The organism is Streptomyces sp. NPDC096311 (assembly GCF_044763085.1).
Lineage (GTDB): Bacteria > Actinomycetota > Actinomycetes > Streptomycetales > Streptomycetaceae > Streptomyces.
Genome location: NZ_JBIWFN010000001.1, coordinates 999753 through 1025952, shown reverse-complemented (window position 1 = coordinate 1025952; position 26200 = coordinate 999753). Strand labels below are relative to the sequence as shown.

The following is a 26200-nucleotide window of genomic DNA, read 5'->3' as shown; positions in this document are numbered from 1 at the left end:
TTGACCTACGACGACACTCACGACTCGGCGGCACCCTGCACAAGTACGCCCACGCGTCCTGACCAACATGGATGAGGTATTCGACAAGGGCAGGGTCAGCGGGTCAGCGGGTCAGCGGGTCAGCGGGTCAGCGGGTCAGCGGGTCAGCGGCAGGGTGCCGGGGAGGTGCCCAAGGCTTTTGAGACTTTCGCCGCGGCCACGTTCTTCGGCTCAAGTCCCAAGCGAAACTGCGGCTTTGGGCAAGGCTCGCCCCTGCCCTGGTATGGAGAAGGTGCAGGTCACCAGATGTTCACCGCCTGCGTCTACCCGCATAGACCCTGCCGGTGCTGTCATTCCGTCAGCCGCCCGGCACCTCGCCTCCGGGCTAAAAACGGGAGACCGCCACATGCGACCTCTGCACCACGTCACCGCCACCACCACCGCCCTCGGCATGGCCGCCGCCGGCCTCATCATCGCTGCGACCGGTACCGCGCACGCCTCCACCTGTTCCCGGTCCTACCTACCGCTGCCCGACTCCTCCTGCACACCCGGCTCCTACACCCCAACGTCACCCAGTCGAACATAGGCAGCACCATCTGCGTGTCCGGCTGGACCGCCACCGTCCGGCCCCCCACGTCCTACACCAACCCTCTCACGGCGCAGGGCATCATCGACTACGGGTACTCCGACACCACCATGTCGGACTACGAGGAGGACCACCTCGTGCCGCTGGAACTCAGCGGTGCACCCCGCGACCCCGGCAACCTGTGGCCCGAGCCGCACTACGGCACGAAGACCGCCTACACCAAGGACGGCACCGAGACGAAACTGAAGAACGCCGTCTGCAACGGCACCATCACCCTGTCCGCCGCCCGCAGCGCCATCAAAAACAACTGGACCACCGCACTTCAGGTCACCGGCATCGGCTGACCTCCAGTGAGGCCGTAGGCCGCGCCGCGTGATGGGATCCAGAGGGGGACCATCTGCGCCCATGCGGCACAGGGGCCCTGCAGTTCTCTCCCAGGAGCGCAGCGCGAGCAGCCAGGGTCCAGGAGGCCGCGCCCATCACCGTCACCCTCGCCCGCTGACCCCCGCACCGCGCGCAGTTGCTCCGGCTGCCAACGGCAGGCCGTCGCCAGCCGGAGATCCCTCGCCCCCCGCCCCGGACGGGCTGTGCACGACGCCGTACTCGCGGCCGAAGCGGTTGGCCTCCGCGGCCGAGCCCGTCATCCGGTGCAGCCACAACCCATACGCCACGGACTTCATCTGCTCTGGCGTCAGATACAGCCGCCACCGCTTGATCCCGTGGTCGCACGAGGCCGCCCTGACCTGCTCAGCCAGCCCATCAGCGCGCGCCACCAGGAGCCGGCCGGTGAGGCCGACAAACACCCGCAGCGCCGCCATCTGCGACGGAATCAGCTCCACCAGCTGCCGGTCCGGGTCTGCATTGCTGACAGAGGGTTCGGCCCGGGGACGGGACTGGCCGTAGGCGAGGGTGTCGTGGCCGTAGAGGGTCAGCCGGATCCCGCCCTGTGAAAGGCCGTCATCGGGCCAGCGCGTCCATCGCCGACCAGAAATGGTCACCGCAGCCGCAGAGCGAGATGTTCGCCATGAAGGATCCGCTGTTGTCGGAGAGGAAGTCGTCGTTCACCGCGAGGTACAGCTCACCGCGACTCACCAGCGTCGTCGGTCCCACCCCGATGTACTGCCACGGCCCGTTCCCGATCCGCCCGATCAGCGACCACTTGGGCACGCCCTGCAGGGGGAACCCCGGCCCCGCGGTCGTCGTGGTGTCACCCTGCGGCCCGTACGTCACCTGCGTGCCATCGATCCCGATCGCCCTGGTCGCCGTGACCGTAACGGAGCGGCGCACGCACACGCCCGTGTCGACCTCGCCCGTGGCCCCGGGGAAGCCGGTGGGACCTGCCTTCGCCGGAACCTGGACGGGTGGCGGTCGTGACCGGTGCCTCGTCGGGGCTGGGAGCGGCGGTGGCGCACGCACTCGCCTCGCTCGGCGCCCGGGTCGCCGTGGTGGCCCGCCGTCACGACCGGCTGGCCGAGCTCGCCCAGGCGATCGACGGCCTCGCCGTCCCCTGCGACCTGTCCGACCTCGACCGGATCGGCTCCGTGGTGCCCACGGTCGTCGAGAAACTGGGACCGCCGGAGATCCTCGTCGACGCCGCCGGGAACATGTTCACGACCGAGCGCGCCGAATCCGAGCCGCTCGACGCCATCCGCCGGACGGTGGACCTCAACCTGCTGGCCCCGTTGCTGCTCGCGCAGGCCGTCTTCCCCCACATGCGTGCCCTGGGCCGGGGCGCGATCGTCAACGTCTCGTCCATCAGCGGCCGGGTCGGCATCCCCGGCATCCCGCAGGCCTCGTACGCGGCGAGCAAGGCCGGCCTGTCCGGCCTGAGCGCCGAACTCGCGGTGCAGTGGGCGCGGCATTCGATCCGGGTGAACACGGTCTCCCCCGGCTTCTTCCGCAGCGAGATCACCGGCCCGCTCTACGAGGGTGAGCGCGCCGCCGAGTACCTGCGCCGCAACACCCCGCTGCCCAAGGAGGGGACCGCCGACGACATCGTCGGCGCGGTCCTGTGGCTCGTCGGCGACGCCGGAAGCTACGTCACCGGGCAGACGGTCGTCGTCGACGGCGGCTGGACCGCCCGCTGACAGCACCTCCTGCCGAGTAAAGGTGAACGGTTACGCTGAGGTCATGCCGTCCACACGTCGCACAGCGCGCCAGACCGACCTGCTCGAAAGGCTGGTCGCCCTGCTGGCGGCGGAAGGTTTCGCCTCGTTCACGCTCGACGAGCTGACCGAGCGGCTGCGCTGCTCGAAGACGACCTTGTACCAACTGGCGGGCAGCAAGCAGGAGTTGGTCCGCGAGGCCGTGAAGCACTACTTCCGGAGCGCGGCCGAGGCCATCGAGAAGCAGGTGGCGGACACCTCCGCGCCCGCGGAGCGCGTGGTGGTCTACCTGAACGCGGTCGCCCAGCAGTTGAGGCCGCTGTCCCGGCGATTCCTCGACGACATGGCCGGATTCGAACCGGCCCGCGAGGTGTACGAGGCCAACACCCGCCTGGCCGCGGGCCGGATCCGACACCTGATCGCGGACGGCGTCGCCGCCGGCGCGTTCCGTGACGTCCACGCGGCCTTCGTTGGCGAGGTCGTCGCCGCCACCATGCAGGAGATCCAGCGCGGCGAGGTGTCCGCGCGCACGGGGCTGACCGACGCGGAGGCGTACGCCGAGTTGGCGTCGCTCATCGTGCACGCGGTCTCCCCCTGAGCGCGGGGGTGGCGGCCGGGGAGCCGACACCCCAGTCCCGCAGCACCGACTCGGTGTCCGCCCCCGGCTCGCCCGGAGCCGAGGGCCGCCGGTTGGGCGTGCGCGAGAAGCGCGGGGCGGGGGCGGCCTGGAGGATGCCGTCGACCTCGATGAGGGTGCTGCGGGCCACCACGTGCGGATGCGCTCCCGCCTCCTCGAACGTCAGCACGGGGGTGACGCACGCGTCCGTGCCGGCGAAGTGCGCGGCCCACTCGTCGCGCGTACGGGAGGCGAACCGCCGCGCGAACCGGGCACGCAGCGCGGGCCAGCCGCCACGGTCGCCCTGGGCGGACAGATGGGCCCCGGCGATCCCCAGTCCCTCCAGCAGCGCCGCGAAGAACTGCGGTTCGAGTGCGGCGACGGCCACGTACTTGCCGTCGCCGCACTCGTAGGTGTCGTAGAAGGGGGCGGCCCCGTCGAGGAGGTTGGCGCTCCGTTCGTCCGACCACTGGCCCATGCCGCGCAGCGCGTACGTCATCTGACCGAGCAGGGCGGTCCCGTCGACCATGGCGGAGTCCACGACCTGTCCGGCTCCGGAGCGTGTGCGCTCCCAGAGCGCGGCCAGGACACCGATGACCAGGAGCATGGACCCGCCCCCGAAATCTCCGACCAGATTGAGCGGCGGGGGCGGCGGATCACCGGCACGGCCCATCGCGTGGAGCAGTCCGGTGAGACCGATGTAGTTCAGGTCGTGCCCGGGATCCTGGGCGAGTGGGCCGTCCTGGCCCCAGCCGGTGACGCGTGCGTAGACGAGCCCCGGATTGTCCCTGCCGCAGTCCTCGGGGCCGACGCCGAGGCGCTCGGCGACGCCCGGCCGGAGGCCCTCGACCAGCACATCAGCACGGGAGGCGAGCGCCCTCACCAGCGCACGTCCCTCGGACTCCTTGAGGTCGGCGAAGACCGACCGGCGGCCGCGCCGCACGATGTCGTTCGCCTCCTCCGGGCCGAGTCGCAGCGCTCGGCCCGAGGGCCGCTCGACGCGCACCACGTCGGCGCCGAGATCGGCCAGCACCATGGCCGCGTGCGGAGCCGGCCCGAGTCCCGCGAGTTCGAGGACGCGTAGGCCGACGAGGGGACCGGCGGATCCATCGCTGGACTGCATGGCATCACGGTACCAAAAACGATACTGTTGTATCGCTCGCCGTATCATTAATTTCCGAGCGACCGAGGAAATCCCATGCCAGCTACCCGCACGCTTCCCGCCCCGGAAGCAGTCGACCTGATCGGCCTGACCCGTGAGCTCGCCGAGAAGGAGCTCGCGCCCCGCGTCGCCGAGGCGGAGGCCGAGGAGAAGTTCCCCCGCGAGGTCTTCCGCACGCTCGGCCGGGCGGGCCTGCTGAGCCTGCCCTACGCCGAGGAGTACGGCGGCGGGGACCAGCCCTACGAGGTCTACCTCCAGGTCCTCGAGGAGATCGCCGCCGTGTGGGCCAGCGTCGGGGTCGGCATCTCGGTGCACGCGTTGTCCTGCTTCGCCCTCGCCGCCTTCGGCACCGAGGAGCAGCGCAAGGAGTGGCTGCCCGACCTGCTCAGCGGCGAGCTGCTCGGCGCCTACTGCCTGTCCGAGGCCCACGCCGGTTCCGACCCCGCCGCGATGCGTACGCGGGCTGTCAGGGACGGCGACGACTACGTCCTGAACGGCGCGAAGGCGTGGACCACGCACGGTGGGCACGCGGACTTCTACACGATCATGGCGCGTACGTCCGACGCGGGCTCGGGCGCGATCTCCTGCTTCCTCGTCCCGGCCGACACCCCCGGCCTGATAGCCGATCCGCCCGAGCACAAGATGGGTCTGACCGGGTCGGCCACCGCGACCATCCGCCTGGAGGACGTGCGCGTCCCGGCGGATCGCCGGATCGGTGAGGAGGGCCAGGGACTCAAGATCGCCTTCGCGGGGCTGGACTGCGGACGACTGGGCATCGCGGCCGTGGCCACGGGCCTGGCCCAGGGAGCGCTGGACCACGCGCTGCGCTACTCGCGCGAACGGGAGACCTTCGGCCGCCCGATCATCGAGCACCAGGGCCTGGCGTTCGTCCTCGCGGACATGGCCGCGGCGGTCCAGGCCTCCCGGGCCACCACACTCGCCGCCGCCCGGCTCAAGGACCAGGGGCTCCCGTTCGCCTGCGAGGCGTCCATCGCCAAGCTGATCGCCACGGACAACGCCATGAAGGTCACCACGGACGCCGTCCAGGTCCTCGGCGGCGCCGGCTACACCCGCGACTTCCCGGTCGAGCGTTATATGCGGGAGGCCAAGGTCATGCAGATCTTCGAGGGCACCAACCAGATCCAGCGCCTGATCATCGGTCGCGCACTTCGGGAGAGCGACCGGGGCACCCTCAGGGTTCAGAACTAGGGTCTGCGGACCTGGGAGTGCGGGAGCCCGTGAAGCCGGGCCCGCAGGGCGCGGGTCATACGGTCCGCGCCTTCCGCTGTCACCCGCTCCGGCTCCGGGCGGTCCAGGAGCCCGAAGATGCCCGGCCCACGGTGTGCGACGGGCAGATCCGCCCTGCGCGGCACGATGTGGAAGTGCACGTGCGCGAAGCCCTCGGACTCGGCGAACTGGACGACGTAGGTCTTGAGGCAACCGGTCACCCCGCGCAGCGCCCTGGAGAGCCCGACCTGCCAGACCCCAAGGGCCCCCGCCTCGGCGTCGGTGAGGTCATGGACGGCCGTGACGTGCCGTCGCGGCAGCAGCACCAGCCAGCCGGGCACCGCGGTGTTGAAGCTGTGAGCCACCCGCCAGTACGGGTCGAACGCGATGCGTTCGCGTGGCGGAAGTTCGTCGAACCGCGCTTCCTTGTCGCATGCGTAGCAGGGGGGAGTCGTCATGCCCGGGATCGTAGAACGGACCTCAACCGCGGCATCAACGGCGACACTTCACGGTACGGATCACGGCACGGATCACGTACGGAGAGGAAGCCGCCATGGCTGTCATGCGCGCAGTTCGTCTGCACTTCCCGACCCACGAGCTGCGGGTCGAGGAGGTCGAACGGCCCACCCCCGGTGCGGGAGAGGTCCTGGTCAAGGTGGAAGCGGCCGGGGTGTGTCTGTCCGACGTCCACCTGATCTCCGGGGAACTCGGCGGCACACCAGCGCTGTTGCGGGGCGACACGGTGACCCTGGGCCACGAGGTGGCCGGCACCGTCGCCGAGCCGGGTCCGGACGCGGACGGCTGGGCGGTCGGCGACCGCGTCGTCCTACAGGCCGGCGAGTACCGCGACGGGCGGGGCTGGACCCGTGGTGTCGACTACGACGGAGGCTGGGCCGAGTTCGCACTCGCCCGGACGGACACCCTGGTCCCGCTCCCGGACTCGATCCCCTTCGAGCAGGGAGCGGTCATCCCCGACGCGGTCTCCACCCCGTGGGGCGCCATCACCGACACCGCCGGCATCCGCCCCGGCCAGGCGGTCGGGGTGTGGGGCATCGGCGGTCTGGGCGCGCACGGGGTGCAACTGCTGCGCATGGTGGGCGCCTGCCCCGTCATCGCCGTCGACCCCTCCCCCGCCGCCCGCGACCGCGCCCTCGCCTTCGGAGCGGACCTCGCCCTCGATCCGGCCGACCCTGCTCTGGCGGACAAGGTCGCCGCCGCCACCCGCGGGGCCGGCATCGAGGCCGCCTTCGACTTCGCCGGCGTCACCCCGGTGCGCGAACAGGCCCTGTCCGTGCTGGCCGACGGCGGCAAGCTGGTCCTCGTCGGCCTGAGCGGAAAGCCGGTCACCATCGCGGACAGCACCACCTTCAGTACCCGCGAGCTACGGCTCCTGGGCCACTACGGCTCCGGCGCGAACGCGGTGGCGCAGCTCATCCACCTCACCGAGAACGGGCGGCTGGACTTCTCCCGCTCCATCTCGGACGTACTGCCCCTGGAGCGGGCGGCCGAAGCCGTCGAACGGCTGGAGCACAAGAAGGGCGATCCGATCCGCCTGGTGCTGCGCCCCTGAGGATGCCGTTCGCGTCGCGCAGAGGCGGAGCGAGGCCGCGGGGTGCGCAGGAGCCCGAGGACCCCCGCGGTGGAAGTCACCGCGGGGTGGGCGACATCCTCGCGCAGCCGGTGCTCCGGCGCCCCGTACGGAATCAGAAGTTGATCATGTGTCCGGCCAGGCCGTGCACGGCCTCCTTCACCGCTTCACCCAAGGTCGGGTGGGCGTGGACATTGCGGGCGACCTCGTGCACGGTCAGGTCCCACTGCTGCGCCAGTGTCAGCTCCGGGAGCAGCTCCGTCACATCCGGGCCGATCAGATGGCCACCCAGGAGCTCGCCGTACTTGGCGTCGCTGATCAGCTTCACGAAGCCGACCGTGTCACCCAGGCCGTGCGACTTGCCGTTGGCCGTGAAGGGGAACTTGGCGACCTTGACGTCGTAGCCCCGCTCCTTCGCCTGTGCCTCGGTGTAGCCGAAACTGGCGATCTGCGGCTGGCAGTACGTGGCACGCGGGATCATCACATAGTCCAGCTCCATGGTCTCCGCGTCCGCGATCGTCTCGGCCGCGATGATCCCCATGGACTCGGCGTTGTGCGCGAGCATCAGCTTCGCGGTCACATCCCCGATCGCGTAGATGTGCGGCACGGACGTACGGCAGCGGCCGTCGACGTCGATCGCGCCGCGCTCGGTGACCCGTACACCCGTGGCCTCCAGGCCGTACCCGGTGACGTTCGGCGCGAAGCCGATCGCCTGGAGGACCTTGTCGGCCTCCAGCACCTTCTGCGCACCGTCCTTGCCGGTGACCGTCACCCGCACCTGCGGGCCCGACTCGTCGATCGACTCGACACGCGTCGAGGTGAGCACGTCGATGCCCAGCTTGCGGTACTGCTTGGCGAGTTCGGCGGAGACGTCCGCGTCCTCCAGCGGGGCGACCCGGTCCAGGAACTCGACGACCGTGACCTTCACGCCGTAGTTGTGCAGGACGTACGCGAACTCGATGCCGATGGCCCCGGCGCCCGCGATCACGATGGAGCGCGGCAGGTCCTCGGCGAGGATCTGCTCCTCGTAGGTGACGACACGGTCGCTGCGCCGGGTACCGGGCAGCAACTTGGGGGTGGCGCCGGTGGCGATGACGCAGTCGTCGAATCCGACCGTCTTCGTGGTGCCGTCGGCGAGGGCGACCTGGAGCGTGTGGGCGTCGAGGAAGGTGCCGCGGCCGTCGATCTCGGTGATCGCGTTCTTCTTCATCAGGAAGTGGACGCCCTTGACACGGCCGTCCGCGACCCGGCGGCTGCGCCGGAACGCCTCGCCGTAATCGAAGGAGACCTCGCCGTCGACCTTGATGCCGAAGGTCTTCGCCTCCCGCGTGAAGATGTGCGCCAGCTCGGCATTGCGCAGCAGCGCCTTCGTGGGGATGCAGCCGACGTTCAGACAGACACCACCCCAGTACCGCTCCTCGACGACCGCGACCCGCTTGCCGAGTTGCGCGGCACGGATGGCGGCGACATAGCCGCCCGGTCCTGCTCCGAGTACGACCACGTCGAAGCGCTCGTCCATGAGTGGATCCTTCCGGTGAAGCCCGGCTCACAGCCGGTCCAACATCCTCTGCACCATCTGACCCTGTGACCTTATGTCGTCAGTGCCGCTACGGCGCTTTTCGTGTCCGTGATGACATGCGCGTAGGTCGGACCGTTCAATTCATGGGCGGCCCTCATGAGTTCGCTCGAGTACGCCGCGGTGGCGTCGGTCACCAGCGACACATGGAATCCGAGTTCCATCGCGTACTTGGCCGTGGTCTCGATGCAGGTGTTCGCGAGCAGTCCGACGACGATCACGTGATCCACGCCACGCTGACGCAGGCGCATCTCCAGGTCGGTGTTGGCGAACCCGCTCTGGGCCCAGTGCTGTGCGACCACCGTGTCCGAGGGCTCGGGCCGCAGGGGCGGGTACCAGTCCCCGCCGAACGCGTCCTGGGCGAAGAGCTGATGCTTGTCCACGGCGCGTTGTGAGGGGTTCGGGTGGGACCAGGACTCGTACAACCCCGGTGTCCAGCGGTGATGCGGAACATAGAACACCGGCACGTCGACGTCACGAGCGGTGGACACCAGTTCGGACAGATGGGCCCGCAGGTCGACTTCCCGCGCGACCTCCGCGATACGCGGCCAGAGCTTGCCCTCGTCGGCGAGGAAATCGTTCAGCGGATCGACCAGCAGAACCCCCGTCCGGCGCCGGTCGTAGTCGTACACCGTCATGGCTGCCTGCTTTCCGTACGTCGCGCTCCTGTGCGGGCGGTCGCTCAGACGGGGAACAGCAGACAGCTGCTGGTGGTGTGCGCCAGCAGCCGGTTCCCGGAATCGAAGAGCTCGGCCTGCGCGAGGGCGGTGCGACGTCCGCTGTTGAGGACGGTGCCCACGGCACGGACCTTGCCGGTGTCCACGGTGACCGGGCGCAGGAACTTCACATTCAGATCGAGTGAGGTATACCCCATCCCCTGCGGCAGGACCGACTGCACCGCGCAGCCCGCCGCCGAATCGAGCAGGGTGGCGTACACACCGCCGTGGACGCTTCCGATCGGGTTGTAGTGCTCCTCGCCCGGGACGAGGGCGAAGACGACCCGGCCGTGCTCGACCTCTTCGAACGTCATCCCGAGGGTCGCCGCGATCGGCGCGGCGGGGAGCCGCCCGGCCTGCACCTCGCGGAGGAAGTCGAGACCGCTGTACTGCCCGACGGCGGCGGCGGAGACGGCGGGGTCCTCCCAGTCGTACGTGCGTGACCTGCCCATGTCGCTCCCTCGATGATCTGGATGTGAAATTCGAAGCTAGCCAGCACGAGGTCTGGATGTCAACGTCGAAGCCAGCCTACGATGGGCCGCATGACGTGGCTGGAGACAAGCACCGAGAACTGTACGGTCCAGCGGACGCTCGACCTGGTGGGCGAGAAGTGGTCGCTGCTGGTCCTGCGGGACGCCATGAACGGCGTACGGCGCTTCGACGACTTCCGCCGGCACGTCGGACTGTCCGAGAGCGTGCTCGCCGACCGGCTGCGGAAGCTCGTCGCGGCCGGGATCCTGGACACCGTCCCCTACAACGAGCCCGGCAGCCGCACCCGCCACGAGTACCGGCTCACCCGCAAGGGCTGGGAGCTGTGGCCGGCGATGATCGCCCTCAAGCAGTGGGGAGACCGCCACGCGGCGGATCCCGAGGGCCCGCCCCTGGAGGTCACGCACGCCGGCTGCGGCGCGCCGGTCGAGACCGTGGTCGTCTGCTCCGCGGGACACGGCACCCTCGTCCCGCCTCAGGCACGCACCCGCCCCGGCCCGTCGGCGAAGCCCTTGGACCTCACCGCTCGATAGACCGGTGGGCAGCGCGCGTACGGGACCGGCCCCGGCGGCCGGGTCCGCGCCGGCCACGACGGCGACCGCCACACCGAGATGGTCGAGCGATCCGGTGGTGTCCTGAGCCGGGTCTCCCAGGCCGTACGCGTCTGCCGAAGAAGCTCCGGCCGACGCGGCCGTCGGTCGTCGCCGTGCGTCCGGTGGTACGGGGTGATGTCGCGTCCGAGGGAAGCGAAGCAGCCATCGCTCAGGCCGACGTCTGGGCCTTCGCCTGGCGTGCGACGGAGGTGAAGCGCAGGTTGTCGTCCTCGACGGGGCCGCCGCGCAGCAGTTTGACGTCGGAGTGGTAGTTCATCGACATGAGCCAGGGATAGGCGAGTCCTTGACGCGGCATCATGTGGAGGGACCGCTTGACGTAGCCGGCACCGAAGTCGAGCAGCGGACGGGTCGGCATGGCCGGGTCGGGGAGCTCGGGGCAGCAGATGTCCGTGCCGGTGGCGTCCATGTGTCCGAGCAGCCGGGTGAAGTGCTCGCACAGCAGGCCCACCTTGAGCGTCCACGAGGAGTTCGTGTAGCCGATCGCGAAGGCGAAGTTCGGAACGCCGCTCAGCATCATGCCCTTGAAGGCCACCTTGTCGGCGAAGTCGACGGGTTCGCCGTCCACCGAGAGCGCCATCCCGCCGAACAGCTGCACGTTCAACCCGGTGGCGGTGACGATGATGTCGGCGTCGAGCTCACGACCGGACTCGAGCCGGACGCCGGTCTCGGTGAACGTCGCGATCCGGTCGGTGACGACCGAGGCCGTGCCCTTCTTGAGCGCCTTGAACAGGTCCGCGTCGGGGACCGCGCACAGCCGCTGGTCCCAGGGGTCGTAGGACGGGTTGAAGTGCTCGTCCACGGGATAACCGGCCGGCAGTTGCCTGATGTTCACGGCGCGGATGAGACGTCGCACGACCCGTGGGTGGCGTTGCGAGGTCTGCCAGACGAAGCGCTGCATGGCGATGTTCTTGCGCCGGGTGAGCCGGTAGGCCAGGCCGGCGGGCAACACCTTGCGCAGCGTGTTCGCGATCACGTCCTCGGACGCGACCGGAAGGATGTAGGTGGGCGAACGCTGGAGCATGGTGACATGGCCTGCCGTGTCCGCCAGCGCCGGGATCAGCGTGACGGCCGTCGCACCGCTGCCGATCACCACGACCTTCTTGCCCGCGCAGTCCAGGTCCTCCGGCCAGTGCTGCGGGTGCACGATCGGCCCGGCGAACCGCTCCCGGCCCTCGAACCGGGGGGTGAACCCTTCGTCGTAGCGGTAGTAACCACCGGCGCAGAACAGCCAGTTCGCGGTCATCGACAGCGTCTCACCGGTGTCGGCGCGCTCGATCTCCACCGTCCAGCGGGCCTCGGCGGTGGACCAGGCCGCGCCGCGCACCCTGTGGTGGTAGCGGATGTGCTGTTCGATGCCGCTCTCCCCCGCCGTCTCCCGCAGATAGTCGAGGATCAGATCGGCGGTGGCGATCGACTTGTCGTTGCGCCACGGCTTGAAGGCGTAGCCGAAGGTGTGCAGGTCGGAGTCCGACCGGATGCCCGGATAGCGGAACAGCGCCCACGTGCCGCCGGAGACACCACGGGCCTCCAGGATCGCGTAGCTGCTGCCCGGCCGCTCGGTCTGCAGGTAGTGGGCAGCGCCGATGCCGGAAATGCCGGCGCCGATGATCAGCACGTCGATGTGCTCGCTCTGACGGGTCATGGGCGGGAACTCCGTTGATGAGGCGTTCGCTGGGTGGTGCCTCGATGATGACCTCGCATACCGGCCAGTACGGTGTGGCAGTTCGCACCTCCATCGGAAAAGACCAGTGCATTTTGCACCACTGCGGGCTAACGTGCGGACATGACCTGGCAGCGCCCTTCCGAACGTACAAGCGACTTGCTTCGGCAGGGTGCGGCGATCGCACTCAACAGTCTGCAGGAGTGGCTCGACGAGATCGACGAGGCGACCTTGGCGGCGGCGACCATGCGAGCCATCGCGCAGGACCCCGCCCTGCGCGCCGCCACACGGCGCATCAACCGCGCCCACCTGGCGTTCTGGGCGTCGGAGACCGTGCGCGACCCCGGCGCGCCGGTACCCGCGTACACCGGCCCGGACAGTCTCAGCCACGCCCGCGACCTGGTGCGCCGGGGGCTCGACGAATCGGCCCTCGACTCCTACCGCGTCGGACAGAACGCGGCCTGGCGGCGCTGGATGCAGACCGCCTTCACCCTGACCTCCGACCCCGACGAACTGCGCGAGCTGCTCGATGTGTCGGCGCGCTCCGTCTCGGGCTTCCTCGACGCCACGATCGTCGACATCGCCGCACGCATGGCCGCCGAGCGCGAAGAGCTGACCCACGGCACCCACGCCGAACGTCGCGAGGTCGTCACCCTGCTCGTCGAGGGGGCACCCATCAGCCGGCAACGGGCGGAAGCACGCCTGGGCTACGCCCTCGACCGGACACACACCGCCGCCGTCGTGTGGAGCGAGGAACCGTCCCCCGAACCGGGCCACCTCGAGCGTGCGACCGAGGCTCTGGCGCAGACGGCCGGAGTGCAGCAACCGCTCACCGTGATCGTCGGCGCTGCCACTTCGTGGGTGTGGCTGCCCGGACCCGCCGCACCCGACACCGGCCTGCTGAGCCGGCTCCTCGACCCGCTGCCGGGCGTCCGGATCGCCGTGGGCCCGCCCGCCGGGGGCAGAGAAGGCTTCCGGCGCAGCCACCTCGCCGCGCTGACCACCCAGCGCATGCTCGCCAGGCTCCGTTCACCGCGTCGTGTCGCCGGTTTCGACGACGTCCAGCTCAGCAGCCTGATCAGCCAGGACGTCGAACAGGCCGACGACTTCGTCAAGGCCACCCTCGGCGACCTCGCCACGGCGAGCCCGGAACTGAGGCACGCCGTCCTCACGTACGTCCAGGCCCAGTGCAACACGACCCGCGCCGCCGGCCGGCTCTACACCCACCGCAACACCCTGCTCCGGCAGCTCGACCGAGCCGACCAACTGCTCCCGAAGCCACTCGAGGACAACACCGTCAAGGTGGCCGTCGCCCTCGATCTGCTCCAGTGGCGTGGCAGCGACTGAGGACCATGGGCCGGGATTGTGGCCAGCCGGAGGACGACGTCACCCCGCTCCGGTGCGTTCAGACGGCGTGCAGGAAGAGTTGCGGCGACCACGCCGTGCAGGTGCCGGGACCCGGGCCGTCGATCGTTCTGGCGCAGGCCCGCACCTTGAAGTTCCAGTCGCCGTGAGCGGGCGCGCGGAGCGTCGCGACCCTGTTCGGCCCCATCTGCATCTGCCAGCTGAACCAGCCGAGCTGTGACGGATAGGTGTAGCGGACGTCGTAGTAGGCGTAACGGGGGCTGGAAAAGCCGCCGTAGTACAGCTTGAGCGTGTTGGTGCAGCCGTCGAAGCGGGCGCCGACGTACGGGCTGCCCGTATGCCGGTACCGAGTCGGGGCACCTCCGATGTTGGTGCCGCCGGCGGGCGGGAATGCGTCACGGTACGTGCACAGTGTCGCCGGAGCAGAGGCCCGGGCCGTCTGTGCCTCGGCCGCGGTCCCCACGCCTCCCGCAGAAGCGATGGAGACCAGTAGGACTGCGGCAGTAGTCATAGTAGTGAGCGGATGCCTCATCACCCTTACCTCCAGCGAGATATGCCGCCAAAACCACCATGCGCCTCCGCCTCACCCGTCGCATCCGGGCGGAGGGATGCGTGACTGCTGGTCCGAGCTCGGTCGTGTTCCGCTGGGGAGATCCTGGCGGGTGCGGCAGACCACCATGGCTGCGACGTTCTGCCGCCGGACCGCGCCGGCGCCATCGAGCAGCGCGACGACCGCGGGCGGGTTCACGGGCAGGGACGCCGGCAACCACACATCCTGGACGGGGTTGAACCACACATCCCGGGCAGGGTTGAACTCGGGTGCGTACAGCGGTAGTTGAGGGTCAGTCAGCCGTCATTGGGCAGCGGTCGGGTACTCGTCGACCCGGTCGGCCACCCGCAGCACGGCGAGCTCACGCAGCGCGGTCAGATTGCCGGGCCGGAAGTAGTGGGACAGGGCCACGTCGGCCTTGTCCGGCTTGTAGATGTTGCCGTGCGCCATACGGCGGCGCAGCGCGGGCGGTGACATGCCGACCAGTTCGATCTGGTCGGCCCGGCGTACGACCTCGTCCGGGACTGTCTCCTGCTGCCGGATGCCGGTGATGGACTCGACGATGCCGCCCAGTGACTCCAGGTGCTGGATGTTGACGGTCGAGACCACGTCGATCCCGGCGGCGAGGAGTTCCTCGACGTCCTGCCCGCGCTTGGCGTTGCGGGAGCCGGGGATGTTCGTGTGGGGCAGCTCGTCGACCAGGGCCACGTGGGGGCGGCGGGCCAGCACCGCGTCGATGTCCATCTCGCCGAACGTGGTGCCGCGGTACTCCAACTCCTTGCGGGGCGCCTGCTCCAGGCCGTGCACCATCACCTCGGTGCGCGGCCGGTGGTGGTGCTCCACGTACGCCACCACGCAGTCGGTGCCCCGCTCGACCGGCGGTGCGCCTCGGAGAGCATCGCGTACGTCTTGCCGACGCCCGGTGCCGCACCGAGGTAGATCCGAAGCTTGCCGCGTGCCGTCTTCTCTTCTCTTCGTCGGTTTCGTACGCACGCTTCAGCTCTCGAAGCGGTATCCCATGCCCGGCTCGGTGATCAGATAGCGGGGGTGGGCGGGGTCCGCCTCCAGTTTGCGGCGGAGCTGGGCCATGTAGACCCGCAGGTAGTTGGTCTTGTTGCTCTGGTTGACTCCCCACACCTCGGCCAGCAGGTGCTTCTGTGTGATGAGCCGGCCGGGGTTGGTGATCAGGATCTCCAGCAGATGCCACTCGGTGGGTGTGAGGCGTACGTCGTGTCCGGCGCGGGTGGCCTTCTTGGCGAGCAGGTCGATGGTGAAGCCGTCCGTCATGACGAGCGTCGCCTCGGGGGCCAGCGGAACGTCGTCCGTGCGGCGGACGGCGGCGCGCAGCCGGGCGAGGAGTTCGTCCATGCTGAACGGCTTGGTGATGTAGTCGTCGGCGCCCGCGTCCAGGGCCGCGACCTTCTCGTCGGAGGCCCGGCGGGCGGACAGGACGAGGATCGGTACGCGGCTCCAGCCGCGCAGGGCCCTGATGACGTCCGTGCCGTCCATGTCGGGCAGTCCGAGGTCGAGCAGGACCACGTCGGGCTGCCGGGCGGCGGCGATGCGCAGGGCGGTGGTGCCGTCGGGGGCCGGGTCCACTCCGTACCTGCGGGCCTGCAGGTTGATCACGAGGGCCCGGACGAGCTGAGGGTCGTCCTCCACCACCAGTACCCGGGTCATCGGTGTGTGCCTTTCCTGTTGTACGGCGGGCCGGAACCCGCGGAACCGGCCTCGTGAACGCGGGAGTTGACGAACCGGGGTCTGTTCCCCGTCCGCCAACTCCCGCAGATGGGCGTGCCAGACCCCGCGTCTGCGGCATGATCCGCCGGACAGGCCCTAAGTCCATCAGCTCTTCGCCACAAGTCCCTTGAGCGCGATGTTGAGCTCCAGCACGTTGACGCGGGGCTCGCCCATGAAGCCGAGGGTGCGGCCGTCGGTGTGCTCGTCGACCAGCTTCTGCACCCGGGCGACGGACAGGCCGTTCTTCTCCGCGATCCGGTGCACCTGGATGTCGGCGTACTTCGGGGAGATGTCCGGGTCCAGGCCCGAGCCGGACGAGGTGACCGCGTCGGCGGGCACGTCGGACGGCTTGACCGTGTAGCCGTTCACCGAGTTGTCCTTGATGACGGCCGCCTTGGCGTCCTTGACCCACTTGATCAGGTCGGCGTTGTCACCGGAACGGTTGGTGGCGCCCGACAGGATCAGCTTGTACCGGGTGTTGACGCTGTTGGCGCCCAGCCCGTTCGCGGGGCGGCCCTGGAACCACTTCAGGTCGGCATCCGGGGTCTCCTGGCCCTTCTTCAGCGGCAGGTTGTAGGACTGGCCGATCAGCGAGGAGCCGACGACCTTGCCGTTCGCCTTGATCTCCGAGCCGTTCGCCTTGTCGGAGAACAGGCCCTGGGCGACCCCGGTGATGGCGAGCGGGTACAGGACGCCCGTCACCACGGTGAGCACGAGGAGCGCGCGCAGGCCCGCCCACAGCAACCGGGCAGTGTTCGTAACCGAGTTGTTCATAGCCGATCAGCACGCTTTCAGAAAGTTACAGCCCGGGGATGAGGGAGATGAGCAGGTCGATGACCTTGATGCCGATGAAGGGGGCGATCAGGCCGCCGATGCCGTAGATCCCGAGGTTGCGCCGCAGCATCTTGTCGGCGCTCACCGGCCGGTACTGCACACCCCGCAGGGCGAGCGGCACCAGCGCGATGATGATCAGCGCGTTGAAGATGACCGCCGACAGGATCGCCGAGTCGGGCGAGGACAGGTGCATGATGTTCAGCTTGTCCAGGCCCGGGTAGACCGCCGCGAACAGCGCCGGGATGATCGCGAAGTACTTCGCGACGTCGTTGGCGATCGAGAACGTCGTGAGCGCGCCCCGGGTGATGAGGAGCTGCTTGCCGATCTCGACGATCTCGATGAGCTTGGTCGGGTTCGAGTCGAGGTCGACCATGTTGCCGGCCTCCTTGGCGGCCGACGTACCCGTGTTCATCGCCACGCCCACGTCCGCCTGCGCGAGGGCCGGGGCGTCGTTCGTGCCGTCACCGGTCATCGCGACGAGCTTGCCGCCCGCCTGCTCGCGCTTGATGAGCGCCATCTTGTCCTCGGGAGTCGCCTCCGCGAGGAAGTCGTCGACGCCGGCCTCGTCCGCGATCGCCTTGGCCGTCAGCGGGTTGTCACCCGTGATCATGATGGTCTTGATGCCCATCCGGCGCAGCTCGTCGAACCGCTCGCGCATGCCCGCCTTGACGACGTCCTTCAGGTGGATGACTCCGAGGACGCGCGCGCCGTCGGTGTCCTCGACGGCCACCAGCAACGGCGTGCCGCCCGCTTCGGAGATACGGCCCGCGAGGGTGTCGGCGTCGGCTGACACCTCGCCGCCCCGCTCCTGGACCCAGGTGATGACCGAACCGGCCGCGCCCTTGCGGATCTTGCGTCCGTCGACGTCCACACCGGACATACGGGTCTGGGCGGTGAAGGTGATCCACTCGGCCCCGGACAGCTCGCCCTGGTGCCGCTCGCGCAGCCCGTACCTCTCCTTCGCCAGTACGACGATGGAGCGGCCTTCGGGCGTCTCGTCGGCCAGCGACGACAGCTGGGCGGCGTCGGCCACCTCGGCCTCGGTGGTGCCGGACACCGGCACGAACTCGGAGGCCTGACGGTTGCCGAGGGTGATGGTGCCGGTCTTGTCGAGCAGCAGCGTGGAGACGTCACCGGCGGCCTCGACCGCGCGGCCGGACATGGCCAGCACGTTGCGCTGGACCAGCCGGTCCATGCCCGCGATGCCGATCGCGGAGAGGAGTGCGCCGATCGTCGTCGGGATCAGGCAGACCAGCAGGGCCACCAGGACGACCATCGTGAGGTGTGTGCCCGCGTAGTCCGCGAACGGCGGCAGCGTGGCACACGCGAGCAGGAAGACGATCGTGAGCGACGCGAGCAGGATGTTCAGCGCGATCTCGTTCGGCGTCTTCTGCCGGGCCGCGCCCTCGACCAGAGCGATCATCCGGTCGATGAAGGTCTCGCCGGGCTTCGTCGTGATCTTGATGACGATCCGGTCGGAGAGCACCTTCGTACCGCCCGTGACGGCGCTGCGGTCGCCGCCGGACTCGCGGATGACCGGGGCCGACTCACCGGTGATGGCCGACTCGTCGACGCTCGCCACACCCTCGACGACGTCACCGTCGCCGGGGATGATGTCGCCCGCCTCGCAGACGACCAAGTCGCCGACGCGCAGTTCGGTGCCGGGCACCCGTTCTTCGACGGAGCCGGTCAGGCGACGGGCCACCGTGTCGGTCTTGGCCTTGCGCAGGGTGTCCGCCTGCGCCTTGCCGCGGCCCTCGGCCACCGCCTCGGCCAGGTTGGCGAAGATCACGGTCAGCCACAGCCAGGCACTGATCGCCCAGCCGAACCAGTCGCCCGGGTCCTTGAAGGAGAAGATCGTCGTCAGGACCGAGCCGACCAGCACCACGAACATGACGGGCGACTTGATCATCACCCGCGGGTCGAGCTTGCGGAAGGCGTCCGGCAGCGACCTCAGCAGCTGCTTCGGGTCGAACAGACCCGCGCCGACCTTGTCTTCGTCCTTGTGACCGGTCGGCACATCGCTGTGCGGCGCCCGGGTCGGAGTGGCTGTGGACATCGAGTCCTCTTCTGAAGGCGAATCTGTGCGCGTGGTCATGACGCCAGCCCCTCGGCCAGCGGACCCAGCGCGAGCGCCGGGAAGTAGGTCAGACCGGTGATGATCAGGATCGCGCCCACCAGCAGACCCACGAAGAGCGGCTTGTTGGTGCGCAGGGTGCCCGCGGTCTCCGGAACGGGCCTCTGCTCGGCGAGCGAACCGGCCAGCGCCAGCACGAACACCATCGGCAGGAAACGGCCCAGCAGCATCGCGATGCCGATCGTGCTGTTGAACCACTGCGTGTCGGCGTTCAGACCCGCGAACGCCGAACCGTTGTTGTTGGCACCCGACGTGTAGGCGTACAGGATCTCGGAGAAACCGTGCGCCCCGCTGTTGGTCATGGAGTGGCCCGGAGTGGGCAGGGCCATCGCCGCGGCGGTGAAGACGAGCACCAGCGCCGGAGTGATGAGGATGTAGCAGGCCGCGAACTTGATCTCGCGGGTGCCGATCTTCTTGCCCAGGTACTCGGGGGTGCGGCCGACCATCAGACCGGCGATGAACACCGCGATGACCGCCATGATCAGCATGCCGTAGAGACCGGAGCCGGTACCACCGGGTGCGATCTCACCCAGCTGCATGCCCAGGATGGTGATACCGCCGCCGAGGCCGGTGAACGAGGAGTGGAAGGAGTCCACCGCACCCGTCGAGGTCAGGGTGGTCGACACCGCGAAGATCGACGAGGCGCCGACACCGAAGCGGTTCTCCTTGCCCTCCATCGCGCCGCCCGCGATCTGCAACGCCGGACCGTGGTGGGCGAACTCGGTCCACATCATCAGGGCGATGAAGCCGAGCCAGATGGTGGCCATCGTGGCGAGGATCGCGTAGCCCTGCTTCAGGCTGCCGACCATGCGACCGAAGGCGCGGGTCAGCGCGAACGGGATGACCAGCAGCAGGAAGATCTCGAAGAGGTTCGAGAACGGGGTGGGGTTCTCGAAGGGGTGGGCGGAGTTGGCGTTGAAGTAGCCGCCACCGTTGGTGCCCACCTCCTTGATGGCCTCCTGCGAGGCGACCGCGCCACCGTTCCACTGCTGCGAGCCGCCCATGAACTGGCCCACGGAGTGGATCCCGGAGAAGTTCTGGATCGCGCCGCAGGCGACCAGGACGATCGCGGCGACGACCGAGAGCGGCAGCAGGATACGGACCGTGCCGCGCACCAGGTCGGCCCAGAAGTTGCCGAGCTCACCGGTGCGCGAGCGCGAGAAGCCGCGTACGAGCGCCACGGCGACGGCGATGCCGACCGCGGCCGAGACGAAGTTCTGCACCGCCAGGCCGCCGGTCTGCACGACGTGGCCCATGGCCTGCTCGCCGTAGTACGACTGCCAGTTGGTGTTGGTGACGAAGGACGCGGCGGTGTTGAACGCCTGGTCCGGGTCGATGGCGGCAAAGCCGAGCGAGCCGGGCAGGTGGCCCTGGAGGCGCTGCAGCAGGTAGAGGAAGAGGACACTGACGGCGGAGAAGGCGAGGACGCCGCGCAGGTACGCGGGCCAGCGCATCTCCGTGTTCGGATTGGCGCCGATGCCCTTGTAGATCCACTTCTCCACACGCCAGTGCTTGTCGGAGGAGTAGACCTTGGCCATGTAGTCGCCAAGGGGGACGTAGGCGAGGGCCAGTGCCGCTATGAGCGCGAGCAGCTGGAGCACGCCGGCAAGAACGGGACTCATGGCGCTCTCAGAACCTCTCCGGGAAGATCAGGGCGAGGACGAGATAGCCCAGCAGGGCGACGGCCACGACCAGGCCGACAATGTTCTCGGCGGTCACAGCTTCGTCACCCCCTTGGCGACAAGGGCCACCAGCGCGAACACCGCGATCGTGGTGACGACGAAGGCCAGATCGGCCATCGCGAACTCCTGGGTGAGGTTCAGAAATGAAGCGGACGGTTAGAGGTAACCGCCTCTCTGGCCGGATCTGGCCGCCGTTGACACCTCCCATACGGCCGCCGGTCCGCCTTTGACGGAACCCTTACGGGCAACTGCTCAACGTGCGGCAACGGGTCCCGCCGTCCGGAGCGGGGCGTCGGAGCAGGGCATCGGAGCAAGGCATCGGAGCAAGGCATCGGAGCAGGGCGTCAAAGGATTCAGTGGATGCGGAACCGCAGTCGGCAGATCACCGCGTCCGTGTCACGGCGCACCGCGTGGGCGACGACCGCGCCCCGCTGGTTTGCATCAGCCTCGCCCACACTCGGCTTCGCTCACGCGGGGGACCCCCAGCCACAGCCGGTCCGGCTCGACCTCGGGGATCAGCACGGTGACCCGGGTGCCGGGCTCTGCGGCGGCCGCCTCTCCCACGTACTCGGCGATCGGGCGCCCCACGGTGCGGCGCTCGGAGGTGAGCTGGACGAGCGGTACCCCGGGGTCCGAGTGAGGCGTGCGAGGCGCCGGCGGCGAGACCGTCGCTGCGGGTCACATGCACGGCGAGCAGGTACGAAGAAGAGGGCGGCGGCCACGCCCCGGCCGCCGACCGGTCGGCGATCCGGGCGGCCCGCCGGATGAGGGTGCCCCACTCGGGCCCGCCGGTGAGGGCGACCACGACCCGCTCCCGGATCTCCCACACCCGCCGATGCCGTGCTCCGAGCGGTACGACTGCAGTGCCTCGTCGACCCGGTCGGCCACCCACAGCAGGGCCAGTTGGCGCAGCGCGGTCAGATTGCCGGGCCGGAAGTAGTCGGCCAGGGCCGCGTCGATCTTCTCGGGGGCGTAGATGTTGCCGTACGCCATCCGACGACGCAGTCCCTCCGCCGTGATGTCGACGAACTCGATCTGCTGCGCCCGTCGTACGACCTCGTCGGGCACCGTCTCGCGCTGCGGCATCCGCGTGATCTTCTCGACGACGTCGTTGAGGGACTCCAGATGCCGGATGGTGAGGGCCGTGATGACGTCGATCCCGGCGGCGAGCAGTTCCTCGACGTCCTGCCGACGTCTGGCGTTGCGGCCGTCGCCGGGGACGTCGGTGTGGGCCAGCTCGTCGACGATCGCGACCTGCGGCCGGCGCTCGAGGACCGCGGCGAGGTCCATCTCCTCGAACTCCCCGCCGCGGTGGCCGCAGCGGGCACGCGGTACGACCTCCAGACCGTCGAGCAGCGCCTCCGTGCCCGGGCGGCCGTAGCACTCCACGAACCCCACCACCACGTCGGCGCCGCGTGCCGCCCGGCGGCGCGCCTCGTCGAGCATGCGGTGAGTCTTGCCGACCCCCGGGGCCGCACCCAGACAGACCTTCAGCCGACCGGGCCGTACGTCACCCACGGCGGTCCGCACATCACTCATCTCGGTCGGTCCGTCATTCATTCATCGCAGCCAACGCGCTCCGCTCACTGAAGATCATGCCCTGGCCCGACCGGGTGAAGGACGCCCCGCTGGCCGGAACCCTGCGCCCATGACGGCACGCTCCACTCCCTTTCGATATTGTCGGAAAGCCAGTCGATACTGTCGGACAGCCGGCCCGGAGCGATCACAGACGGAGACTGCCGACGTGCACGTGAACCGATACGTACGGGCGGGAGGGGCCTACGGGCACCTGCTGCTCGTCGTCGTTCTCGCGCTGGGCGTGTTCGTCATGCACACCGTGGGACACCCCGACCAGCCGCCCGGCGACGGCATGAGCCCCGCGGCCCAGGTCTCGACGACGTCCACGGTGGTGGCCGCCCACGACCCCATGGGGGCTCCGGCATCACCGGAGCGGAGCAGCGCCGCGCACTCCACGCACACGTCATCCAAGGACAGGCCGGCCATGGCGATGGACATGGTCTCGCTGTGCGTGGCGGTGATGTTCGGTGCGTGGGTACTCACGGCACTGCTGAGGAGGGCCCTCGCCCGCCGTCCGGACTGGCTGGCGAAGCTCCTCGCCGAGGCGCCCGTCGTGCTGCGGCCCAATCCCCCACCCCGCGGCCCTGATCTCACCGAGTTGTCGGTCCTGCGGCTGTAGGCCGAACCGCCCTCGCGGACGCGCACCACGCGCGCTCCCGCGACGACGCGTACGCCCACACAGCAAGAACCAACACACGAGGTGAGTTCACGATGACTGCCTTCACACGCGCCTTCCACGGCAAGCACCTCCACCGCAAGCCCGTCCGCCGTGTCGCGGCCGTCGGCGTCGTAGCCGCGGGGGCCCTGATGCTCTCCGCCTGCGGCAGCGACGGCGCGAGCGGCATGAGCGGCATGGACCACGGCGGCAGCAAGAGCTCGGCCACAGCGACCGCGACGGCGGCCGCCGAGGCCGGTGACGCCGACCAGGCGGACGTCACGTTCGCGCAGATGATGATCCCCCACCACGAGCAGGCCGTGGCGATGGCCGAACTGGCCGACGGCCGCGCTTCCGACGCGGAGATCAAGGACCTGGCCGCGAAGATCGAGAAGGCTCAGGATCCCGAGATCAAGACCATGACGGGTTGGCTCAAGTCCTGGGGCAAGCCCACCGCGATGGGCGACACGCCCGGGATGGACATGGGCGGCGACGGCATGATGTCCGACAAGGACATGAAGGAACTCAAGGCCATGCAGGGCAAGGAGTTCGACAAGATGTTCGCCCAGATGATGATCGACCACCACGACGGCGCGATCGCCATGGCGAAGACCGAGCAGAAGAGCGGCCGGCACGCCGACGCCAAGAAGATGGCCGACGCCATCGTCACGGGCCAGTCCGCCGAGGTCAAGCAACTCCGGAGCATCCTCGGCCGGCTCTGATCCGCGGTACCCGTTGACCGTTCCGGGCTCCCTCGGCCGCCGTGAGGCGCCTGGAGCGGTCACGCCCGGCCCTGGCGTCACCGCCGTCGGGGCCGGGCACGTCCTGCTTCCACCGCACCCTGACCAGCAGCCGGATCACGTGGCGCCGACGCGGATGTCAGCCAACGGTCAGTACGCCGACCGCCGCGACAGCCGTGGTCCTGGCGACCCATCGACGCCTTGTGACACCCCCGCCGGTCGCGGAAACCGCCCCCGCGGTCGTGGAAGCCGCACCACGGGCCGGGCTGCCGGGAACAGCCGTCGAGGCCAGGCCGCCTCGCCACACCACCTTCACCCGCTCGCGCCTCCCGAACCTCTCGACATGCCCGCCCACGAGTTCCTGGAACCGCCGCAGGTTCTCCTCGTCGGCGGCCTCCACTCGCACCGCCAGCGCCCCCGGGCGGCCCCGCAGCGAGCAGCGACAGGAGTGTGGCGGTTCCGCTCCAGCGCGTGTCGCCCGCCTTGACCAGGCCGTGGATGAGCGCCCCGGTGCCCGCGGTGACCAGCAGCGCACCTGGTAGCGGCCGCGGCGGACGGGCCGGGAGCAGGCCCGGCAGCGTGACGAGCGCGAGGACACCGACGGGCACGTTGACGTAGAAGACCCACCGCCGAACTCGGCAGGGGCCGGCACGACGCCGGTCCCGAGCGCCATTACCCCGCCGTCGCGGGAGCACTCCGGCAGCTGGTCGCGCAGGGCGGGCTCGACGTCCCCGACATCGAGGTGGCCGTGCTCCAGCTCTCCTCCCTGCTGGTCTTCCCGTACCTGGTCTTCAGTGCCTACGGGACCGACATCGACGACGGTCTCACCGACCGTCTGCTCACGGGTGGGGTAGACATGTTCCTGGGTTACTACGCCCCGCGTCACACCGAGCCATGACCGATCCGTGAGGGGAACCGCCTTGCCCGATCCCAGCGCGTACGAGATCCAGCCCGGCGTCCCGTCGGTGGAGGACTACCGCCGGCTCCGCACCCGCGCCGGTCTCAGCGACAAGTCCGACGAGGGAGCGGCGGTGGGGCTGGCCCACACCTGGTACGGGGTGGTGGCCGTCCACAACGGCGATCCGATCGGCATGGGCCGGGTCATCGGCGACGGAGGGTGCTTCTTCCAGATCGTCGACATCTGCGTCCTGCCCGAGCACCAGGGCCGCGGGCTGGGCCGCCGCATCATGCAGGCCCTGAACGACGAGTTGGAACGCCGCGCACCGGCACTCTCGTACGTCTCCCTCATCGCCGACGGCGACGCCCACCATCTCTACCGGAAGTTCGGGTTCACCGACAGGGCGCCCAAGTCCATCGGGATGGCCCGCTTCATCCGGGCCGACTGATCCGGCTGAGGGGCGGCACCGCCGTCCGGTGTCGTCCCGGAACCCTCGGCCGGCGGCCCCGCTCTTCATACGGCGGGCTCATCGATCCTGACGTGCCCCGCCCGATCCCCGACTGCGCGTCCGCGCTCATTCCGCCACCGTCGCCGCCACGGCCGGGTGCGGAAGCGTCCCCTGTCAGGCCGCTGCGGGCTGGGGCTCGGCCGTGTCCGGCACGCGGCTCACGGCCTCGCGTCGGAAGACGTCCTTGAGGTAGAGCACGGCGGCGGCACCCAGCACCCACAGCGGGAGGATCACCAGGGCGCGGGCCAGGCCGTCGTCCTGGAATCGGGAGAGCCCCTGCATGGCGCGGACGCCGACCCCGACGGGCAGGATCTCGGACAGCGGGCGCAGCCAGGAGGGGAGGTAGGCGGCGGGCATGATGCCGCCGCTGCTGCTGTTGCCGAGGATCAGCAGCAGGATCGAGGCGAGACTGACGCCGGCCGAGCCGAACAGGCGCAGCAGCACCATGGTCGTGGCGCCGACCGCGGCGCCCATCAGTGCGACGACGAGGGCGAGGGGCAGGAAGGGGCCGGGCAGGGCGCCGAAGCCGGTACTTCCGGCGATGACGGAGACCAGTACGCCGCCGGCCACACCGAACAAGGCCAGGCTGGCCATCCGCCAGCGGTACTGGAGGCGGGGAGCCAGCTGGTAGGTGGTCATGCCGAAGAGGTATCCGGCCAGTACCAGGCCGAACGCCGCGTAGAAGACGGACAGCCCCCGGGTGTCCCCCGCCGACGCAGGGGCGACGTCCTCGACGGAGAGGCGGTGGTGTTCCGCGCGGGCCACGGAGCCGAACGCGGTGGTCACGGTGGCGGTGACGGCGGCTCCGTTGGCACTGCCGTAGAGCAGATCCCCCTTGCCGAGGTAGGCCGCATAGACGGACCGGTCCTGGACGGCGCGCCGGGCGGCGGATTCGTCGGGGTAGGTCTCCAGGGTGAAGCCGTCCGGGACCGCGCGCGCGAGGTCCTGGCGCAGGCTTGCCTGATGGGTACCGATCTCCGTGGTGCCCACCCGCAGCTCGTGCGGGCGCGGCGCGTGGAAGGCGGCGAGGTAGACGCTGACGAACACGGTGCCGATCAGCAGGACGACCGCCACGGGCACCAGGACGGCGCGCGGGGTCCCGGGGCGCGGCGGCGCATGGGCCACGTCCAGGGCGTGCTTGTGGTGCTGTCGGGTGGAGGCGTGCTGGGACATCAGAGGCAGGATCCTCGAAGAA

General features: G+C 69.7%; 27 protein-coding genes and 4 pseudogenes. 12 read left to right on the top strand and 19 right to left on the bottom strand.

Going from position 1 to position 26200, the window contains the following annotated elements:
* The first annotated feature begins 385 nt into the window (after positions 1 to 385).
* On the top strand, positions 386 to 565 hold the full coding sequence (locus ACIRA5_RS04575) for a hypothetical protein (RefSeq protein WP_403687161.1): 180 nt from the start codon (positions 386 to 388) through the stop codon (positions 563 to 565).
* Positions 566 to 579: 14 nt separating this feature from the next.
* The gene (locus ACIRA5_RS04570) at positions 580 to 909 is read left to right on the top strand and encodes a hypothetical protein (protein WP_403687159.1); all 330 of its coding nucleotides are present in this window, start codon (positions 580 to 582) and stop codon (positions 907 to 909) included.
* 141 nt (positions 910 to 1050) lie between these two features.
* Here ACIRA5_RS04570 and ACIRA5_RS04565 read toward each other — a convergent pair whose 3' ends face one another.
* Together ACIRA5_RS04565 and ACIRA5_RS04560 are read right to left on the bottom strand one after the other, a co-directional pair.
* Entirely contained in the window at positions 1051 to 1563 is a 513-nt protein-coding gene (locus tag ACIRA5_RS04565) for a DUF6417 family protein (protein ID WP_403687158.1), read from the bottom strand.
* On the bottom strand, positions 1523 to 1852 hold the full coding sequence (locus ACIRA5_RS04560; protein WP_403687156.1) for a hypothetical protein: 330 nt from the start codon (positions 1850 to 1852) through the stop codon (positions 1523 to 1525). The genes ACIRA5_RS04565 and ACIRA5_RS04560 overlap by 41 nt, the downstream gene beginning before the upstream one ends.
* A gap of 74 nt (positions 1853 to 1926) precedes the next feature.
* Here ACIRA5_RS04560 and ACIRA5_RS04555 point away from each other — a divergent pair, with 74 nt between their 5' ends.
* On the top strand, positions 1927 to 2652 hold the full coding sequence (locus tag ACIRA5_RS04555; RefSeq protein ID WP_403687155.1) for an SDR family NAD(P)-dependent oxidoreductase: 726 nt from the start codon (positions 1927 to 1929) through the stop codon (positions 2650 to 2652).
* Positions 2653 to 2695: 43 nt separating this feature from the next.
* The gene (locus tag ACIRA5_RS04550; protein ID WP_403687153.1) at positions 2696 to 3268 is read left to right on the top strand and encodes a TetR/AcrR family transcriptional regulator; all 573 of its coding nucleotides are present in this window, start codon (positions 2696 to 2698) and stop codon (positions 3266 to 3268) included.
* Here the strand turns inward: ACIRA5_RS04550 and ACIRA5_RS04545 are convergent.
* Positions 3243 to 4409 (bottom strand): CaiB/BaiF CoA transferase family protein, encoded by a 1167-nt coding sequence (locus ACIRA5_RS04545; RefSeq protein ID WP_403687151.1) that lies wholly within the window; start codon positions 4407 to 4409, stop codon positions 3243 to 3245. The genes ACIRA5_RS04550 and ACIRA5_RS04545 overlap by 26 nt on opposite strands.
* Before the next feature lie 75 nt (positions 4410 to 4484).
* Here ACIRA5_RS04545 and ACIRA5_RS04540 point away from each other — a divergent pair, with 75 nt between their 5' ends.
* A complete protein-coding gene (locus ACIRA5_RS04540) occupies positions 4485 to 5657 on the top strand; it encodes an acyl-CoA dehydrogenase family protein (RefSeq protein WP_403687149.1) in 1173 nt (390 codons plus the stop codon).
* Here ACIRA5_RS04540 and ACIRA5_RS04535 read toward each other — a convergent pair.
* Positions 5654 to 6133 carry an HIT family protein gene (locus ACIRA5_RS04535; RefSeq protein ID WP_403687147.1) on the bottom strand — a complete coding sequence of 160 codons (480 nt, stop codon included), beginning with the start codon at positions 6131 to 6133 and terminating at the stop codon, positions 5654 to 5656. The genes ACIRA5_RS04540 and ACIRA5_RS04535 overlap by 4 nt on opposite strands.
* A gap of 95 nt (positions 6134 to 6228) precedes the next feature.
* Between ACIRA5_RS04535 and ACIRA5_RS04530 the strand changes: the two genes are divergently transcribed.
* Complete coding sequence (locus ACIRA5_RS04530; protein ID WP_403687144.1) at positions 6229 to 7245, top strand: zinc-binding dehydrogenase; 1017 nt, start codon at positions 6229 to 6231, stop codon at positions 7243 to 7245.
* Positions 7246 to 7378: 133 nt separating this feature from the next.
* On the opposite strand, the gene lpdA is transcribed toward ACIRA5_RS04530, so the two are convergent.
* From lpdA to ACIRA5_RS04515, 3 genes are all read right to left on the bottom strand, one after another.
* On the bottom strand, positions 7379 to 8782 hold the full coding sequence (gene lpdA, locus ACIRA5_RS04525) for a dihydrolipoyl dehydrogenase (protein WP_403687143.1): 1404 nt from the start codon (positions 8780 to 8782) through the stop codon (positions 7379 to 7381).
* 71 nt (positions 8783 to 8853) lie between these two features.
* Positions 8854 to 9477, bottom strand: coding sequence for an isochorismatase family cysteine hydrolase (locus ACIRA5_RS04520; RefSeq protein WP_403687140.1), 624 nt, complete (start codon positions 9475 to 9477; stop codon positions 8854 to 8856).
* A 44-nt stretch (positions 9478 to 9521) separates the two neighbouring features.
* Positions 9522 to 10007, bottom strand: a complete 486-nt coding sequence (locus ACIRA5_RS04515) for a PaaI family thioesterase (RefSeq protein ID WP_067377836.1) — start codon at positions 10005 to 10007, stop codon at positions 9522 to 9524.
* A 90-nt stretch (positions 10008 to 10097) separates the two neighbouring features.
* On the opposite strand from ACIRA5_RS04515, the gene ACIRA5_RS04510 reads away from it, so the two are divergent.
* Positions 10098 to 10577: a winged helix-turn-helix transcriptional regulator gene (locus ACIRA5_RS04510; protein WP_403687138.1), complete on the top strand. Its 480-nt coding sequence runs from the start codon at positions 10098 to 10100 to the stop codon at positions 10575 to 10577.
* A gap of 229 nt (positions 10578 to 10806) precedes the next feature.
* On the opposite strand, the gene ACIRA5_RS04505 is transcribed toward ACIRA5_RS04510, so the two are convergent.
* Positions 10807 to 12300, bottom strand: coding sequence for a flavin-containing monooxygenase (locus ACIRA5_RS04505; protein ID WP_403687137.1), 1494 nt, complete (start codon positions 12298 to 12300; stop codon positions 10807 to 10809).
* A gap of 141 nt (positions 12301 to 12441) precedes the next feature.
* On the opposite strand from ACIRA5_RS04505, the gene ACIRA5_RS04500 reads away from it, so the two are divergent.
* On the top strand, positions 12442 to 13665 hold the full coding sequence (locus tag ACIRA5_RS04500; RefSeq protein ID WP_403687135.1) for a PucR family transcriptional regulator: 1224 nt from the start codon (positions 12442 to 12444) through the stop codon (positions 13663 to 13665).
* A 58-nt stretch (positions 13666 to 13723) separates the two neighbouring features.
* Here ACIRA5_RS04500 and ACIRA5_RS04495 read toward each other — a convergent pair whose 3' ends face one another.
* From ACIRA5_RS04495 to ACIRA5_RS04455, 9 genes and pseudogenes are all read right to left on the bottom strand, one after another.
* Complete coding sequence (locus tag ACIRA5_RS04495) at positions 13724 to 14194, bottom strand: hypothetical protein (RefSeq protein WP_403687134.1); 471 nt, start codon at positions 14192 to 14194, stop codon at positions 13724 to 13726.
* A 360-nt stretch (positions 14195 to 14554) separates the two neighbouring features.
* Positions 14555 to 15174 (bottom strand): annotated as a pseudogene (locus ACIRA5_RS04490) (histidine kinase); the annotation flags it as partial.
* Positions 15175 to 15229: 55 nt separating this feature from the next.
* Entirely contained in the window at positions 15230 to 15913 is a 684-nt protein-coding gene (locus ACIRA5_RS04485; protein ID WP_403687131.1) for a response regulator, read from the bottom strand.
* Between the two features lie 165 nt (positions 15914 to 16078).
* Positions 16079 to 16747: a potassium-transporting ATPase subunit C gene (locus tag ACIRA5_RS04480; RefSeq protein ID WP_403687130.1), complete on the bottom strand. Its 669-nt coding sequence runs from the start codon at positions 16745 to 16747 to the stop codon at positions 16079 to 16081.
* 25 nt (positions 16748 to 16772) lie between these two features.
* Entirely contained in the window at positions 16773 to 18866 is a 2094-nt protein-coding gene (gene kdpB / locus ACIRA5_RS04475; RefSeq protein WP_403687128.1) for a potassium-transporting ATPase subunit KdpB, read from the bottom strand.
* Between the two features lie 35 nt (positions 18867 to 18901).
* Positions 18902 to 20566, bottom strand: a complete 1665-nt coding sequence (gene kdpA / locus ACIRA5_RS04470) for a potassium-transporting ATPase subunit KdpA (RefSeq protein ID WP_403687126.1) — start codon at positions 20564 to 20566, stop codon at positions 18902 to 18904.
* Positions 20567 to 20573: 7 nt separating this feature from the next.
* Positions 20574 to 20663 carry a K(+)-transporting ATPase subunit F gene (kdpF, locus tag ACIRA5_RS04465; RefSeq protein ID WP_016434100.1) on the bottom strand — a complete coding sequence of 30 codons (90 nt, stop codon included), beginning with the start codon at positions 20661 to 20663 and terminating at the stop codon, positions 20574 to 20576.
* A gap of 316 nt (positions 20664 to 20979) precedes the next feature.
* Positions 20980 to 21259: pseudogene (locus tag ACIRA5_RS04460) on the bottom strand (hypothetical protein); the annotation flags it as partial.
* A gap of 1 nt (position 21260) precedes the next feature.
* Positions 21261 to 22144: pseudogene (locus ACIRA5_RS04455) on the bottom strand (histidine kinase); the annotation flags it as partial.
* Between the two features lie 226 nt (positions 22145 to 22370).
* Between ACIRA5_RS04455 and ACIRA5_RS04450 the strand changes: the two are divergent.
* Both ACIRA5_RS04450 and ACIRA5_RS04445 read left to right on the top strand, forming a co-directional pair.
* Entirely contained in the window at positions 22371 to 22823 is a 453-nt protein-coding gene (locus ACIRA5_RS04450) for a DUF6153 family protein (RefSeq protein WP_403687123.1), read from the top strand.
* 92 nt (positions 22824 to 22915) lie between these two features.
* Complete coding sequence (locus ACIRA5_RS04445; RefSeq protein WP_403687122.1) at positions 22916 to 23581, top strand: DUF305 domain-containing protein; 666 nt, start codon at positions 22916 to 22918, stop codon at positions 23579 to 23581.
* A 157-nt stretch (positions 23582 to 23738) separates the two neighbouring features.
* Here the strand turns inward: ACIRA5_RS04445 and ACIRA5_RS04440 are convergent, their stop codons facing one another.
* Positions 23739 to 24272, bottom strand: coding sequence for a DUF2218 domain-containing protein (locus ACIRA5_RS04440; protein ID WP_403687121.1), 534 nt, complete (start codon positions 24270 to 24272; stop codon positions 23739 to 23741).
* Between the two features lie 15 nt (positions 24273 to 24287).
* Between ACIRA5_RS04440 and ACIRA5_RS04435 the strand changes: the two are divergent.
* Both ACIRA5_RS04435 and ACIRA5_RS04430 read left to right on the top strand, forming a co-directional pair.
* Positions 24288 to 24497, top strand: a pseudogene (locus ACIRA5_RS04435) (TetR family transcriptional regulator); the annotation flags it as partial.
* Positions 24498 to 24519: 22 nt separating this feature from the next.
* Positions 24520 to 24945 carry a GNAT family N-acetyltransferase gene (locus tag ACIRA5_RS04430; protein ID WP_403687120.1) on the top strand — a complete coding sequence of 142 codons (426 nt, stop codon included), beginning with the start codon at positions 24520 to 24522 and terminating at the stop codon, positions 24943 to 24945.
* 174 nt (positions 24946 to 25119) lie between these two features.
* Here the strand turns inward: ACIRA5_RS04430 and ACIRA5_RS04425 are convergent, their stop codons facing one another.
* The gene (locus ACIRA5_RS04425) at positions 25120 to 26178 is read right to left on the bottom strand and encodes an ABC transporter permease (protein WP_403687118.1); all 1059 of its coding nucleotides are present in this window, start codon (positions 26176 to 26178) and stop codon (positions 25120 to 25122) included.
* Positions 26179 to 26200 lie beyond the last annotated feature (22 nt).